General features: G+C 59.6%; 14 protein-coding genes. 6 read left to right on the top strand and 8 right to left on the bottom strand.

All coding sequences use genetic code 11. The features are described 5' to 3' along the window. The first annotated feature begins 176 nt into the window (after positions 1 to 176). Positions 177 to 2,951: a glycoside hydrolase family 3 protein gene (locus CFII64_RS05245; protein WP_044901175.1), complete on the top strand. Its 2,775-nt coding sequence runs from the start codon at positions 177 to 179 to the stop codon at positions 2,949 to 2,951. 27 nt (positions 2,952 to 2,978) lie between these two features. Here CFII64_RS05245 and CFII64_RS05240 read toward each other — a convergent pair whose 3' ends face one another. Next, the gene (locus CFII64_RS05240) at positions 2,979 to 3,632 is read right to left on the bottom strand and encodes a TetR/AcrR family transcriptional regulator (RefSeq protein WP_020289728.1); all 654 of its coding nucleotides are present in this window, start codon (positions 3,630 to 3,632) and stop codon (positions 2,979 to 2,981) included. 272 nt (positions 3,633 to 3,904) lie between these two features. Between CFII64_RS05240 and CFII64_RS05235 the strand changes: the two genes are divergently transcribed. Continuing rightward, a complete protein-coding gene (locus CFII64_RS05235; protein WP_020289727.1) occupies positions 3,905 to 4,150 on the top strand; it encodes a hypothetical protein in 246 nt (81 codons plus the stop codon). A 12-nt stretch (positions 4,151 to 4,162) separates the two neighbouring features. Here CFII64_RS05235 and CFII64_RS05230 read toward each other — a convergent pair whose 3' ends face one another. The 4 genes from CFII64_RS05230 to CFII64_RS05215 all read right to left on the bottom strand — a co-directional run bounded on the left by CFII64_RS05230 (position 4,163) and on the right by CFII64_RS05215 (position 7,841). Continuing rightward, positions 4,163 to 4,957 carry an ABC transporter ATP-binding protein gene (locus CFII64_RS05230; RefSeq protein WP_020289726.1) on the bottom strand — a complete coding sequence of 265 codons (795 nt, stop codon included), beginning with the start codon at positions 4,955 to 4,957 and terminating at the stop codon, positions 4,163 to 4,165. Further along, positions 4,951 to 5,949 (bottom strand): ABC transporter permease, encoded by a 999-nt coding sequence (locus tag CFII64_RS05225; RefSeq protein ID WP_020289725.1) that lies wholly within the window; start codon positions 5,947 to 5,949, stop codon positions 4,951 to 4,953. The genes CFII64_RS05230 and CFII64_RS05225 overlap by 7 nt, the downstream gene beginning before the upstream one ends. Further along, the gene (locus CFII64_RS05220; protein WP_020289724.1) at positions 5,936 to 7,009 is read right to left on the bottom strand and encodes an ABC transporter substrate-binding protein; all 1,074 of its coding nucleotides are present in this window, start codon (positions 7,007 to 7,009) and stop codon (positions 5,936 to 5,938) included. Before CFII64_RS05220 ends, CFII64_RS05225 begins: the two co-directional genes overlap by 14 nt. A gap of 295 nt (positions 7,010 to 7,304) precedes the next feature. Beyond that, positions 7,305 to 7,841, bottom strand: a complete 537-nt coding sequence (locus tag CFII64_RS05215) for a GNAT family N-acetyltransferase (RefSeq protein ID WP_020289723.1) — start codon at positions 7,839 to 7,841, stop codon at positions 7,305 to 7,307. A 379-nt stretch (positions 7,842 to 8,220) separates the two neighbouring features. Here CFII64_RS05215 and pseH point away from each other — a divergent pair, with 379 nt between their 5' ends. Both pseH and CFII64_RS05205 read left to right on the top strand, forming a co-directional pair. Further along, a complete protein-coding gene (gene pseH / locus CFII64_RS05210) occupies positions 8,221 to 8,769 on the top strand; it encodes a UDP-4-amino-4,6-dideoxy-N-acetyl-beta-L-altrosamine N-acetyltransferase (RefSeq protein ID WP_020289722.1) in 549 nt (182 codons plus the stop codon). Positions 8,770 to 8,980: 211 nt separating this feature from the next. Continuing rightward, positions 8,981 to 10,564: an aldehyde dehydrogenase (NADP(+)) gene (locus CFII64_RS05205; RefSeq protein ID WP_020289721.1), complete on the top strand. Its 1,584-nt coding sequence runs from the start codon at positions 8,981 to 8,983 to the stop codon at positions 10,562 to 10,564. 72 nt (positions 10,565 to 10,636) lie between these two features. On the opposite strand, the gene CFII64_RS05200 is transcribed toward CFII64_RS05205, so the two are convergent. Then, positions 10,637 to 11,374 carry an SDR family oxidoreductase gene (locus CFII64_RS05200; protein WP_020289720.1) on the bottom strand — a complete coding sequence of 246 codons (738 nt, stop codon included), beginning with the start codon at positions 11,372 to 11,374 and terminating at the stop codon, positions 10,637 to 10,639. A gap of 207 nt (positions 11,375 to 11,581) precedes the next feature. On the opposite strand from CFII64_RS05200, the gene CFII64_RS05195 reads away from it, so the two are divergent. After that, a complete protein-coding gene (locus CFII64_RS05195; RefSeq protein ID WP_020289719.1) occupies positions 11,582 to 11,887 on the top strand; it encodes a DUF6482 family protein in 306 nt (101 codons plus the stop codon). Here the strand turns inward: CFII64_RS05195 and CFII64_RS05190 are convergent. Further along, positions 11,876 to 12,136, bottom strand: coding sequence for a DUF1652 domain-containing protein (locus tag CFII64_RS05190; protein WP_020289718.1), 261 nt, complete (start codon positions 12,134 to 12,136; stop codon positions 11,876 to 11,878). The two genes, CFII64_RS05195 and CFII64_RS05190, sit on opposite strands and share 12 nt — an antisense overlap. A 153-nt stretch (positions 12,137 to 12,289) precedes the next feature. Beyond that, on the bottom strand, positions 12,290 to 13,774 hold the full coding sequence (locus tag CFII64_RS05185) for a PAS domain S-box protein (RefSeq protein WP_020289717.1): 1,485 nt from the start codon (positions 13,772 to 13,774) through the stop codon (positions 12,290 to 12,292). A 217-nt stretch (positions 13,775 to 13,991) separates the two neighbouring features. Here CFII64_RS05185 and CFII64_RS05180 point away from each other — a divergent pair, with 217 nt between their 5' ends. Next, the gene (locus CFII64_RS05180) at positions 13,992 to 15,245 is read left to right on the top strand and encodes an MFS transporter (protein WP_052026587.1); all 1,254 of its coding nucleotides are present in this window, start codon (positions 13,992 to 13,994) and stop codon (positions 15,243 to 15,245) included. Positions 15,246 to 15,286 lie beyond the last annotated feature (41 nt).

The raw sequence follows: 15,286 nt of genomic DNA, 5'->3' as shown, positions 1-15,286 counted from the left end.
TGCAACTTAGACAATTCTTATAATATTAAATCGTCGAAATTAACCACTTATTGCAATGAGCCATCATGCTCAAAGTTGCGACAGTGGCCAACTATTGCCTGTAGAAACGTAACACACTTTGTCGGGATAACTACTTCCCGGCCATGAATTTGAATGAGCTGTTGTCGGAGATACACATGAACAAACGGAAAATGATTGGCGCCCAGTCGGCCTTGGCCCTGCTGGCGTTGGCGGTGTCGCAAGTCTATGCGGCGACCAGCCCTGCGCTGAACGAAGGCATGGTCACGCGAGCGGAAAAAGCCGCTGACAAGACCCTGGCCAAAATGACCATGGAAGAAAAACTGGCCTATATCGGCGGCACCGGCGGCTGGGACGTCAAGCCACTGACCCAGTACGGCGTTCCGCAGATTCACGGCGCCGACGGCGGCGTCGGTGTGCGTTACACCAGTGAAGGCAATGATCAGGGCGTGGTTTACCCGTCCGGCCCGAACCTGGCCGCAACCTGGAACCCGCGTCGCGCCATCGACCTGGGCCGCGCTTTGGGTTATGACACTGCTTCCGGTGGCTACCAGTTCATTACCGGCCCTGGCGTCAACCTGTACCGCATGCCGTACAGCGGCCGTGCCTTCGAATACCTTTCCGGTGAAGATCCGTTCCTCGGCGCCAGCCTGGGTCCTGCGGTCATCAACGGCATTCAGTCCCGTGGTGTCTGGGCCAACGCCAAGCACTTCGCGGCCAATGACCAGGAAAGCAATCGCTTTCACCTGAATGAAATCATCCCCGAGCGCGTCTTGCGCGAGATGACGCTGCCTGCTTTCGAGTCCGTCTCGAAGAACAGCAAAGTGGCGATGATGATGTGCGCGTTCCAGAAGATCAACGGCGAATTCGCCTGTGAAAACCAGCACGTGATGCGCGAGATCCTCAAGACCGAATGGGGCTATCCAGGCTTCGTCCAGAGCGATTACAACGCTGTGGTCAACGGCTTGAACGCCGCCCAGGCGGGTACCGATCTGGACATGATGGGCTATCAGATGAATAGCACCATTCTCAAGCCATTCCTGGACAGCGGTGAACTGACCAGCGCGACCATCGATGACAAGGTCCGTCGCATTCTCAAGCAGATCTACCTGTACAAGTTCGACAGCAAAGCGCCGTTGACCACCCACAACATGAACAGCGCCACCAGCAACCGTGTCGCCCTGAACGCGGCACGTGAAGGCATCGTGCTGCTGAAAAACCAGGACAGCCTGCTGCCGCTGGACGCCAAGAAAGTCAAAACCATCGCGGTGGTCGGCAGCCTGGCCAAATATGCGCCGCCAACCGGTTTTGGTAGCGCCAACGTCATGGCCGCCAACTACATCAGCGAGCTGAGCGGCCTGCAACAGATCGCCAAAGGCGCCAAGGTTGAGTTCATCGACGGCCTGTCCCTGGACCCGACCACGACGAACTGGACCAGCACCGACACCAACGGTAAGCGCGTAAAAGGTCTGAAAGCCGAGTTCTTCAGCAACGCCAACTGGTCCGGTGACCCATCGGTTACCCGCACCGACACCCGCGTCAATCTCGACTGGTCCGACGGCAAGCTGCCAAGCGCCGATGACGCGTACAGCACCGGCAATACCTCCACCGATTACAACGGTCAGACCAGCGGCGATATCACTGGCGATGATTCCAACACCTCGATCCGTTACAGCGGCCAGTTCACTCCGGCCGTCAGCGGCGACCAGGTGTTCAAGGTGCGTGCCGACGGCGCGATTCGCCTGTGGGTCAATGGCAAGCAGATCATCAACAATGGTGATGGCAAGCCGCTGATCAACAACAGCATTCCGCCGACCATTCCGCAGTTCGCCAAGGTCAATCTGGAAGCCGGCAAGGCCTACGACATCAAGCTGGAATACTCCCGTCGTCCGGGCTACCTCTCGACAATGGGCGGCATGGTAGGCGTGCAGATGAGCTGGGCATCCCTGGCTGCGCCGCAGGATCTGTCCAAGTACGACGCAGTATTGGTCGCCGTGGGCAACAACAATGAGTACGAAGGTGAAGGTTTCGACCACAGCTTCGATCTGCCGGAATTCCAGGGTGAGCTGATTCAGAGCATCGCCAAGGTCAACCCCAATACCGTGGTGACTATGCACGGCGGTACTGGTCTGAAGATGAGCGACTGGATCGATCAGGTTCCGGCTGCCCTGCACGCATTCTATCCAGGTCAGAACGGCGGCCAGGCTCTGGCCGAGATTCTGTTCGGCAAGGTCAACCCGTCGGGCAAGCTGCCGATCAGCATCGAACGCAAAATCGAAGACAACCCGACCTACGCGACTTTCCCGAAATTCGACAATGCCGAAACCCTTTCCGAGATGAGCTACAAGGACGACTTGTTCCTGGGCTATCGCGGTTACGAGAAGAACGGCACCAAGCCGCTCTACCCGTTCGGTTACGGCCTGTCGTACACCACGTTCGGCTACAGCAACATCAGCGTGACGCCAGGTGTCGCAGTGGGCAACACGCCGATCAAGGTGTCGTTCGATCTGACCAACACCGGCAAGGTCGGTGGTTCGGAAGTGGCCGAGCTGTATGTCGGTCAGCAGAATCCGAAAGTCGAGCGCGCACTCAAGGAACTCAAGGGCTACAAGAAAGTGTTCCTGAATCCGGGCGAGAGCAAGCACGTGACCATCGAGCTCAACGACCGTTCGTTGGCCTACTACGATGTGACCAGCAAGCAATGGGTCGTGGACGCAGACAGCTTCAATCTGTCGGTGGGCGCTTCGTCGCAGGATATTCGCCTGAACGCCAGGCTGGTCAACCCGTTCCGTCAGGAACTGTCGACCACCACCAGCAACCCGCTGCCACGTTCGGCGTTGAACTCGACGCTGCGTGAACTGCCAGCGGTCAAGACCGGTGGCGTTCTGAACCAGAACACCAACGATGAGATGGACACCACCGAAGACAATTGATCGGTTGACTCAGGGATAGATCAAGGCTCAGGGACGAGCTCTTATCGCTGTATCGACCCGCGCGATGTAGCTGTCGAATCGCTCCACCAGATCGAGTTGATCGGGAAACCGCAGCCACTGGATCTGCAAACCGTCCATCATTGCCAGGATTTCCTGGATCAAGCCCGCAAGATCTACATCCCCGCGGACTTCCCCCATGTCCACCAGATCGGCGAACTGGCTATATAGACGCCCGTAAATCCCCTGATAACGCTCCTGAAACCACTGCCAGGCTGGCTGGTTCTCCACCAGACTTTCGGCATTGAGGATCGTGAATGCGCGCACCACACCGGGCGCCGTCGCGTTGGAACGGTTGATCGCCCGCAGGCTGCCCAACAGGCCCGACAAGGATTTTTCCGCCCGGACTTCATCGGCGATGCGCTGGTTGACCTCATCACGGCGCTGCAAAACCCCCATCAGCAGGGAAATCTTGCTCGGGAAGTGGTGCAGCAATCCGGCCACGGAAATCCCTACGATACCGGCGACCTGGGCCATGGACGCGCCGCTGTAGCCTTCCAGGGAAAACACCTGCAATGCAGCATCGAGCAATTCTTCGCGACGCTTTTCGCCCTTGGGCGCACGTCGATGTTTCGGGGTAACTGGCAGTTCCGCTGCTATTCCAGGCGCGGTTGACTGAGTCATTTCAAGCTCCTTCTTGGGCAGCCGCGTACCCTACCGACAAAGACAAATTGTCGCAATCAGTGACGTGCGCGAAAACGGACGCCCGTCAGTCTGCTCATTGGCACGCTATTTTCAGGGGATTCACTGTTGTGCAGTGTCGGGCCAGCAAATCCGCTGCTGACACGCAGGCAGCACGCACTAATGACAGACACTTAACCCCGTGCCGTCCATTAATAGTGCAAAGAGACGATAAACGGCCCGCAGGCCTTGCCATCGAAAAGGAGCTTCTGCTTATGTTCACGCTATCGCAGCTCAAAGAATCCTGGTTCCCACGCCGCGAGGCGAGCCCGGAGCAAACCGCGCTCGACGCCGAGGTGACCGGCCACCAACCCGCAGAACCACTGATGAACATTGCCATGGCTGACGCCAGCAGCGCTCATCTGGACGACTTCGTCGATGGCGTCGAATGGGACTTGCTGCTGGTAGACCTGGCCTGTTTCACGGAAATGCCGGATTACGTCGGCTATTCCAGGCTTTAGGCCCAGGTTCAATTACCAGCTTTCACCCAGACCCAGCAGGCCAAGAATCTGTTTACGCAGATCGACCAGATAAGGGTCATCCCGATGGCGTGGATACGGGCGCTCGATAGTCAGTTGCGCCTTGATACTGGCCGGGCGGTCGCTGAACACGATCACTCGATTGGCCAGCAGCAACGCCTCTTCCACGTCATGGGTGACCAGCAACGCCGTGTAGCCCTGACGTTGCCACAGGTCGATCAGCTCCTTCTGCATGGTGATGCGGGTCAGTGAATCCAGCTTGCCCAAAGGCTCGTCGAGAATCAGCAGACGCGGTTCGTTGACCAACGCCCGCGCCAACGCCACCCGCTGGGCCATGCCACCGGACAATTGCCGGGGATAAGCGCGGCCGAACTCACTCAAACCGACTTTGGCCAGCGCGGCATCGACTTTGGCCCGATGCGTCTTGAGCAACCCCTGAGCCTGCAAGCCCAACGCGACGTTGTCCCAGACGCGCCGCCACGGATAGAGCGTCGGGTCCTGAAACACCACCACCCGACTCGGGTCAGGCCCGGTGATTGGCGCGCCATCCGCCAGCAGCGCGCCGGAATCAGCAGGTTCCAGCCCGGCGACCAGACGCAGCAAGGTCGACTTGCCGCAGCCGGAGGGCCCCAGCAAGGCGACAAACTCACCAGGCGCAACGTCGATGGAAACGTTCTCCAGCACAGGCAGACGTTGACCGTCCAGGGCGAAACCGTGGCTGAGGTGTTCAATGCGCAGGGCCAATCCGGCCGTTTGTGTAGCCGATGTATTCAAAGCTGCCGCTACCATTTCATGGCTCCTTGCTGCCAGGCCAACAGGCGATCACGAATCAGGAACAGCCCGGAAATCAGCCCCGAACAGGCCAGCGCCATGATCAGCAGCGCGGCATACATGTTGGCGTAAGCCGCCCAGCCTTGCGCCCATTGCAGATACCAGCCGATACCGGACTTGACGCCCATCATCTCCGCCACCACCAGTGTCGAGAACGATGCGCCCAGGCCCATGAACAAGCCGACGAACACGTGGGGCAGCGCTGCGGGAATCGCCACGTTGAAAATCAGGAAACCGGGCTTGGCGCCCAGGGTCCGCGCCACGTCGTAGTAAGCCTTGTCGACACTGGCGACGCCGGACCAGGTCAGCACCGTGACCGGAAACCAGGTGGCCAGCGCAATCAGAAACACACTGGCGCTCCAGCTGGTCGGGAATAAAAAGAAACACAGCGGCAGCAATGCGGTGGACGGCACCGGGCCGAGAATCCGCAGCACCGGATGCAACCAGTAGCCAATGCTGGTGGACCAACCGATGGCAACGCCAGCGACAAAACCGGTTGCCGCACCGAGCGCAACACCCGTGCCGAGCAATACCGCTGAGTGCAGTAGGCTGTCGCCCAGTCGCGGCCAATCCTCGACATACACATCAAGCAGCGCTTGCGGCGGCGCAAAAAAAGGCACCGGCAACACGCCCAGCTTGGCGGTGAGCAATTCCCAGATGCCCAGCAGAATCGGCAAGGCAATCAGCCAGGCCCCGGCGGGCCGGACCCGACGCGAAACGGCCGGCAACCAGCGCCCGACAATTCCCGCCAGGCCGATCAACGCGGCGACCGCCAGACACAGATTCGCCAGGCCTTGGGTCATCGGCCAATTGCGTGTGGCATTGGGCACGTAGACGATCAGCGCCGCGACCGCGATCCACGCCGCGACGGCCACGGCCCCCTGAACCCAGATACGTGCCGGAGCACGCACGGGGGAATCGACCCGGGATAGTGCTTCAGCTGAAGACATCGGCGGTGATCTCCTTGGCAAACGCCTTGGCGTCGGTGCTTTGGCGAATGACTTCAACCGTCTGCAAGTCGGTGACGTAAGTGACGATTTCCTGAGTCAAGGCCGCGCCAACCGCGTGGTGGCCGTGGGTGTGATCATGCAGGATCGCTTCGACTTCTTCGGTGGACGTGTTCAGCGCATAGGCCTGGAAGCCTTTGGCGACCACCGCTGGATTTTTCACCGAATAGTCATGGGCTTCGAGAATCGCCTGGGTCAGCGCGGCGGCCACGCGCTTGTCTTCACGCACCAGTTTGCCGGTCACGCCGACCACGCAGCAGCTGAGGTTGGCGTATTCCTCGACCAGATTGGTCGACAGCTCCCGCGCCTTGCCGGACTTGATCAGGCGATACATGAACGGGTCACTGCCGCTGACGGCCTGGACTTCGCCACGCTCCAGCGCGGTGCCGAGCAAATCCGCCGGAAACAGCCGCCACTCGACGTCACGCACCGGATCGACGCCGTGCTTTTTCAGCAGGATGGAGAAGAAGTTGCGATCCGGGCTGGCCATGTCAGTCACACCGATCGCCTTGCCCTTGAGGTCTTCGAGCTTGTTGACCGAACCGTTGGCAGCGCTGAGCAAACGCAGGCAGCCGCCGTGGGTGCCGGCCGTGAGCTTGACATCGAAGCCCTGCTCCAGCGCCTTGAGCCAGCGTAACGCCATGCCAATACCCGCATCGGCCTTGCCGGTGGCGATGGCTTCGAGCAGCACCTCGGTGGAGTTGCCGAAATTGACCAGCTCGACGTCAAGATTGTGCCTTGTGAAGAACCCCTGACCGTGAGCAATCACCACCGGTGCCAGACACACCGCATTGAGGTTGATCGCCAGCTTGAGCTTGCGCGGTTCGGCAAGCTTGATGAATTCGCCGGTTCCGGTTGGCTCGGCGCCGATGGCAGCCTGATGACCGGCATGCTCGTCCACGGCCCAGGCGGAACGCGGCAGGGAAGCCAGCAGCGGGCTGGCCAATGCAACACTGGCCAGGCCCAGCAGACGCCGACGGGTCAAATGATCAAATGCTGTCATGCGGTGTTTCCTTGAGAAGTGATGAGGTCAGGCCGTCATCTGAAAATCCTTTTAATAACTTTTCTCAATCAGACCGTGGGAAAACGTCACGAGTGAAGACAAGACAAGGCAAAAACAGGCGAAAAAGCGGATTCTAGGCGTTCTAAATGAGCATTTTTCGCCTGTTTTTAACGCAGTATTGTCGAGCGCAGTAGTTTTCCCACTGTCTGCAAGGTTCCAGTGACTGGTTAAAACCCTATCACTGGCAACATAATATCGAAAATGCATTTAAATTCTAAACTAATATGCAAATAGTCTATTGATCGTCGGGTATGCCGAGCGAGCCGTCGCCCAGGGCGCGCTGCATGAGGACCGTGTCTACCCAACGGCCATGCTTGAAACCCACCGCTTCGAACACGCCGACCCGGCGAAAACCCAGCCGTTCGTGCAGGCGAATCGAAGCAATGTTCTCGCTATTGCCAATCACCGCGATCATTTGCCGCCAGCCGCCGCGCGCACAATGCTCGATAACTTGGGCCAGCAACGCCTGACCAATGCCCTGCCCGCCCATACCGTCCTTGATATAAACCGAGTCTTCGGCGGTAAAACGATAGCCCGGTCGCGGCCTGTACAAGGTCGCATAGCCATAACCGACGACTTCGCCGGCCAGCTCTGCAATCATATAAGGCAACCGGCGATCCAGGATCTCGGCACGGCGGCGCAGCATTTCTTCCAGACTGGGCGCTTGCAGTTCAAAGCTGGCAAGGCCGGTGAGCACGTGTTGCGCATAAATAGCCTGGACGGCAGGCATGTCATCCTCACGCGCATCGCGCAAGGTCAGGGCTGGATTCATGGTCAGGTCTCATCAGGGCCGAAAAATCGAATTCTATCTGTCGGAACCAACCTGTGGGCGAAGTAATGGCTCAGGCGCTGAATCTGTGCCGGATGCACCGAGGCTTCGGTCAGGCGAATTTTGTGCACGGGGGCAGAGGCTGAACGCCGATTCCGTTGGAGCGAGGCTTTCCCGCGAATAGGCCGTAGGATCGACCGTAGGGGCGACCGTAGGAGCGACTTCAGTCGCGAGCCGCTAAATTGGCTCCCGGCTAAAGCCGGTCCTGCAACGATTCGCGGGCAAGCCTCCAACACGGAGCAGAGCATCTTCACCGTTGAGTTGATTGCCGAGCCAGCCGCCGGGAAGTAATCTGCTTCCCTGATCCCTGTAGGACATCCACATGCAGTTCCTGCCGTTACTGGACGCTTCACCATCCATCAAGACCCAGGTGCGTAGCCTGCGCAATCAGCTTGCGGTGCGCAGTTTCATGTACAGCGATCATGAAATCAGCGAAACGGAGCACGCTGCGTGGCTGCAATCGCTTGAAGGCAGTCCGCGCCAGTCGGTATTTGCAGTGCTGATCGATGGTCTTGCCTGCGGGGTTGTGGCGTTGAATGCCATCAACGCCCCCCATCGCAGCGCCGACTGGGCGTTTTATCTGGACAGCGCGCTGCAAGGCAAAGGTGTTGGCAGTCGGGTCGAGTTCTGGTTGCTGGATCATGCCTTTAATACCGCAGGTCTGGAAAAGCTGAACTGCGAAGTGCTGGCGACCAATCAGGCGGTGATCCGCCTGCACCAGAAATTCGGTTTCACTATCGAAGGCGTGCGTCGTCAGAACGTCATCAAAAACGGCGAGCGTGTTGATGTGGTATTGCTGGGCATCACCCGCGACGAATGGGCTGCCCAGCGACCCAAAATGCTCGATGTGATGCAAAGGTTGATGCGCTAAGGTTTACCCTGCCCTCGCGAACACCGTGGGTTGCGCACTCCGGCTGCTAGTTGTACGATGACTGTCAACTTTTTCGCTTCATCCACCGTGCTGGCGCCTGGTTATACGGCGCAGCGCGGTCAGCAGAGCTCTAAGACAGGCTACACGCCTGATTAAACCTGCCGATATTTCTACCAAACAACTCTATTACCTATAACAACAGGAGACACAGATGCCTAATGTTCTCGGCCACAACTTCATCGCAGGTGCCCGCAGCGCCCTTGGCGAGCCGCAACACAAAAGTCTCGACGCCACCACTGGCGAAGCGCTGCCATTCAGTTTTTATCAAGCCACCGACGCGGAAATCGATGCGGCAGCCTTGGCTGCGCAAGCTGCGTTTCCTGAATACCGTCAGCTGAGCCCGGCCCGTCGCGCAGAATTTCTTGAAGCCATCGCTGATGAGCTGGATGCGCTCGGTGATGACTTCGTGGCCATCGTTTGCCAGGAAACCGCGCTGCCAGCAGGGCGTATCCAGGGCGAGCGCGGTCGCACCAGCGGCCAGATGCGCCTGTTCGCCAAAGTGCTGCGTCGCGGTGACTACCTGGGTGCGCGCATCGACCTGGCCCTGCCGGATCGCAAGCCGTTGCCGCGTACCGATCTGCGTCAGTACCGCATTGGCGTGGGCCCGGTTGCCGTGTTCGGCGCCAGCAACTTCCCGCTGGCGTTCTCCACTGCTGGCGGCGACACCGCTTCGGCGCTGGCCGCCGGTTGCCCGGTAGTGTTCAAGGCGCACAGCGGCCACATGGCGACTGCTGACCTGGTGGGCTGCGCAATCATCCGCGCTGCCGAAAAAACCAACATGCCTAAAGGCGTGTTCAACATGATTTTCGGCAACGGCGTCGGCGAAGGTCTGGTCAAGCATCCGGCCATTCAGGCTGTCGGCTTCACCGGATCCCTGGGCGGCGGCAACGCGCTGTGCAAAATGGCAGCGGAACGTCCGCAACCGATTCCAGTGTTCGCGGAAATGTCCAGCATCAACCCGGTGGTTCTGCTGCCGCAAGCGCTGTCCGCTCGCGGCGAAACCGTGGCCAAGGAACTTGCTGCTTCGGTGGTCATGGGCGCAGGTCAGTTCTGCACCAATCCTGGCGTCGTGATCGGCGTCAGCTCGCCTGCCTTCACCGCGTTCCTGGAACAGCTCAAGGAACAAATGGGCGGCCAGCCAGCGCAAACCATGCTCAATGCTGGCGGTCTGCGCAGCTACAGCAAGGGCGTTGAGCATCTGTTGTCGCACCCTGGCATTACCCACTTGGCCGGCAAGCCGCAGGAAGGTAAACAGGCTCAGGCGCAACTGTTCAAGGCTGATATCAGCCTGCTGCTCAATGGCGACGAACTGTTGCAGGAAGAAGTGTTCGGCCCCACCACGCTGGTGATTGAAGCGGCTGACGATGCCCAGCTCAAAAGCGCGCTGCAAGCCTTGCGCGGCCAGCTCACTGCCACGCTGATCGGCGAACCGGCTGATCTTGAGCAGTACCAATGGCTGGTGCCGGTGCTGGAAGAAAAAGTTGGCCGTATCCTGGTCAACGGCTACCCGACTGGCGTTGAAGTCTGCGAGGCCATGGTCCACGGCGGCCCATACCCGGCAACGTCCGATTCGCGCGGCACTTCGGTCGGCACCCTGGCGATCGATCGCTTCCTGCGTCCGGTCTGCTATCAGAACTACCCGGACGCCCTGCTTCCGGCAGCGTTGCAAAACGCCAACCCACTGGGCCTCAAGCGCCTGGTGAACAGCGAGTGGAGCGATCAGCCCATCGCTTGAGTACTGACTCCGGTCAGGTAAAACGGCGCGGCCTTCAAGCTGCGCCGTTTTTTTATGCCCGGCACAAACCCGTCAGAATGGGCTTGCGGTAGGCCGCACGATAATTTCGCTGACGTCCACATCAGCGGGCTGTTCGATGGCGTAAGCAATGGCGCGGGCAATCGCCTCGGCCGGAATCGATATCTTGCGAAATTCACGCATCTCGGCCCGCCCACCTTCATCGGAGATACTTTCCGCCAGTTCCGATTCGGTAACCCCAGGCGACACCAGGGTCACGCGGATATCGCCGCCCACCTCCTGGCGCAAGCCTTCGGAAATCGCCCGTACCGCATACTTGGTCGCGCAATACACCGCCGCCGTGGGCGAGACCGCGTAGGCACCAATCGAGGCGATATTGATGAACTGACCGGAACGTTGCTGCTGCATGACCGGCAAGGCAGCAGCGATGCCATGCAGCACGCCACGTATGTTGACGTCGATCATCTGGTTCCACTCCTGAACCTTGAGTGCTTCCAGTTTCGAAAGCGGCATGACCCCGGCGTTGTTGAGCATCACGTCCAGGCGCCCGTGACGGGCAACGGTCTGTTCAACCAGTGCCTGCACGCTCTGCAGGTCGGTTACATCCAGCGCGTGATATTCAGCGCTGCCGCCCGCTTCCTCGATTTCGGCACACAGACGCTGCAGACGCTCAGTGCGACGCGCGCCTAGCACGACATGCGCGCCGCGCTCGGCAAGCAGCCGCGCCGTTGCTTCGCCAATGCCGCTGCTGGCGCCGGTAATCACTACGATTTTGTCTTGAATAGTCGACATGTCAGCCCACCTGAAAATGGGGATGCCCAGGACGAGCATCGCTGCAGGATCAGGTTAGGCGCATGGCAGTTGGGCGGTTAGACGAATTCTCCGCAGTTCTTGCCCGATTCTGTCCGCTGCGCCAAAAAGCGGATTGAACTCATGCCAGACCGCTTCCTCGAATCTGAGAGGCAGGCATTCGCCCTTCCCTCCCCAAGAGGTAGCGTCATGGACTTGAAAAAACTTGCCACACACGTCAAAGCCGGCGAAATCCAGGAAATTCAGCTGGTGACCATGGAAGGCGGTTCGTATGTGATTCACGCCGTCATGCGCGGCAGTTCCCATCCGGTAAAGGACGGCCACGGCGACACGTTGCATGTCGCATCGGTGGACGAGGCGCGTAAATATCTGGCGGGCGTGCCGGAAGTGCCGCTGTATCTGGTGCATCCGACTGTTTACGACGAGATGGTGGGTCAGGCCGACAGTGACGCCGTGCCGACCCGCGAGCCGATTCCGTTTCGCTCAAGCCTGTGACGGCTGCCCCAGCACGGAGCTCATGCCGACACTGGTGAGCTCGTCGCGTAACTCTTCGATGAGCGTCAGTACGGCGTCATGGCTCTTGAGGTTGTCGACGGCAATACCCGTTACGACCAGATCGACCCGACCACTGTCGCGATCATAGATGCGCACCATCAGTGAGCCGTCCGGGCTGACAGTGCAGTCGCACGCCATGGGCTCGAAACTGTGTTCGATCAGTTGGCGCATCTGGGCCAGGTAAGTCACGAGCGGCGGCCTGCGTTGGTCATGCCTCTGAGCATCTGCAAGTTTTTCCCAGCGGTGGTACGAAAAGGGACCGTCAGGTTATAAACAATGCAATGAATTAAACAGACGAATTTGCACCTGTCACGCTAGTGCATTCGCACCAACATCGCGGAATTATTTGCGTTTATCCGACGAAAACAGTGCCCGCTTGCGCGCCCAGATAATCGCCTCGGAGCGACTGTGCAGCCCCAGTTTCGAGTACATGGTGGCGACATGATTTCGCACAGTATTGGGCGCTAGCTTGAGTCGCAAGGCGATTTCCTTGTCGGCGAGGCCTTCGCAGATCAATCCCAGCACGTCCTTTTCCCTGGCGGTCAGGTCAACCAGCGATGTGCCCGGCAGCTCGGGCCGTTTGACGCTTTTGGCGCTGGCCAGCTTGTCGATCAGCGTGCGGGTAAACCACGACGCGTCCTGCATGACCTCTTCAATCGCGCTGACCAGTTCAGTTTCCGAGCGCTTGCGTTCGGTAATGTCCATCAGCACCAGCAGGTAGCAGGTGGCGTCCTGAATGCTGACCGTGTCCGCCGAAGCGACGCAGTCGATCATTTCGCCGTCTTTCCTGCGCACCTTCAGGTCCATACCCTCAATGTGCCCGGACTTTTCCAGAGCCTGAAACAGCTGTGCGCAGGTGGTCTTGCCGTCCAGGAAATCGATTTCCTTGAGCGACCGTCCGGTGACTTCCTCGTCACTGAAGCCGGTGGTTTTAAGAAAGGCATCGTTGACTTCAACCACCTGTTGATCGTCAGCGCTGCACACCAGGGTCGGCACCGGGCTCAGGCGAAACGCCTTGGCGAAGCGCTCTTCGCTCTGGCGCAGGGCGATTTCGATCTTGCGCCTTGGCTCCAGGTCCATGAACGAAAACAGCATGCACTCCTCTTCGTTGATATCCAGCGGTTGGCCAGCAACGATTACCAGCTTGTTGCCGCCGTCCGGCAACTTCAGGTCGGCCTGCATTTGCGGGATGGTGAGGCCGTCGTTGAGGCGCTGGATGGCGAGATCCTTGCGCTCAGCGTTTTCCAGCACATCCACTTCATAGACTGAACGACCGATCACTTGCTCGCGACTGTACCCGGTCATTTCCAGAAAGCCCTGGTTGACCTTGATGTAACGCAGATCACTGAGGCGGCAGATCACCGCAGGCGCCGGATTGGCATTGAACGTCCTTTCAAAGCGCTGCTCCGCGCTGGCCCATTCGGTGGCATCGGTCATGATCAGCGCCAGCAACTCAGGCTTCCCGGTGCCGCCGTTGAGAATCATGCTGCGCACCCGGTGCACCCAGTATTTTTCGTCGTCGTCCCTGGGCCGCACTTCAACCACCATGTCACTGAACGTCTCGCCGGCAGCGACCCGGTTGATGGGATAGTGCTTTTGAACCAGCGTCTTGCTGTCGCGATAACGCAGGGCAAAACGCGACGCGTAATCGCTGGCGTCGGTGCCCAACTGCGCAACCTTGGCGACGCCATGCATCGCCAAGGCTGCTTCATTAGCCCAGATGATGGTCTTGTCCATCTCGATCAACAGCACACCATCGGACAGACCCGTGATGATCTCCTGCAACTGTCGACGATTGGTTTCGCTCTCCAGGACGGCCTGACTCATTGCTACTCCTTGAAAAATCATCGTTCGTGGCTGGCAGCCAGCCAGCCTCTGCCACGCTTGGACCTGCGGGCCCCGGCGCGAATTCCACGAGACCCACATCCCGGCGCAAAAAAACTGTAAGCGCGGTGGACACTTGGCAAGCGGCGCGGTCAAACCCTGCGAATGCGCAAACGACTGCATGCATCGCTTCATCGGTATCGACCGTCAGGGGAATCACATGGACGCTCAGGGGCTACGTCGCAATAACCTGTCCCTGGACGGGTTGAATTTTTTCCTCGCCGATGTCCGTGACGGACTCGGACCCTACCTCGCGATTTATCTGCTGGCGGTGCACCACTGGGACCCGGCCAGCATCGGCGTGGTCATGACCGTGGCGGCCATCGCCGGGCTGATCACCCAGGCGCCAGCCGGAGCCTTGATTGACCGCACCCGCAGCAAACGCGCCGTGGTGGCAGGCGCCGCCTTGCTGGTGACGTTGAGCTGCGTGGTGTTGCCCTTCATGTCTTCATTCACTCTGGTGGCCCTGACCCAGGCGCTCAGCGGTGTTGCGGCCTCGGTGTTCGCCCCGGCGATTGCCGCGATTTCCCTGGGCATCACCGGGCCGAAGGCGTTCACTCGCCGCACGGGTCGCAATGAAACCTTCAACCATGCGGGCAATGCCTGCGCGGCGCTGCTGGCGGGCGGCTTCGCCTGGCTGTTCGGCCCGGTGGCGGTGTTCTACCTCATGGCGGCCATGGCGGTCGCCAGTGTGATCGCGGTGAGTTGCGTGTCTGCCAAGGCCATCGATCACGACCTGGCCCGTGGCCTGGATGCCGATCATGTGCAGCACGGCGACCAGCCGTCAGGGCTCAAGGTCGTGCTCGGCAACAAGACGCTGCTGCTGTTCGCCATTTGTTGCGGGCTTTTCCATCTGGCCAATGCGGCGATGCTGCCGCTGGTCAGTCAGAAACTCGCCCAGGTCAATCTGCAACTGGCGACGCCGCTGACCTCGGCGTGCATCGTTGCCGCGCAACTGGTGATGGTCCCGGTCGCCTTGCTGGTCGGCGCCAGGGCTGACGTCTGGGGACGCAAACCGTTATTGCTGGCCGGGTTCCTGATCCTGCCGATTCGTGGCGTGTTGTATGTGCTGTCCGACGATCCTTATTGGCTGGTCGCGGTGCAGTTGCTCGACGGCATCGGTGCCGGGCTGTTCGGCGCCCTGTTCCCGCTGGTGGTCAAAGACCTGACGCAAGGCACCGGACGCTTCAACGTGAGCCTTGGTGTAATCTCCACGATCTTTGGCCTGGGCGCGGCGCTGAGCAACAGCCTGGCGGGATTTGTGGTGCAGGCCGCCGGTTACAGTGCGGCATTCCTGACCCTTGCGGCAATCGCGGCGATGGCATTTGCCTTGTTGCTGATGATGCCCGAAACCCTGGACACCCCCGTCAGACACAGCGACAAGCCTGTGGAAGCCACGCTGCCGAGTACCTGAAATCGATTGTCTCGCCGCTGTTATCCCTTTCACACCTGAGT

The organism is Pseudomonas sp. CFII64 (genome assembly GCF_000416235.1).
In the GTDB taxonomy this organism is placed as follows: Bacteria; Pseudomonadota; Gammaproteobacteria; order Pseudomonadales; family Pseudomonadaceae; genus Aquipseudomonas.
Note: the sequence above shows the minus strand (reverse complement) of the source record. Positions and strands in the feature narration are given on the sequence as shown.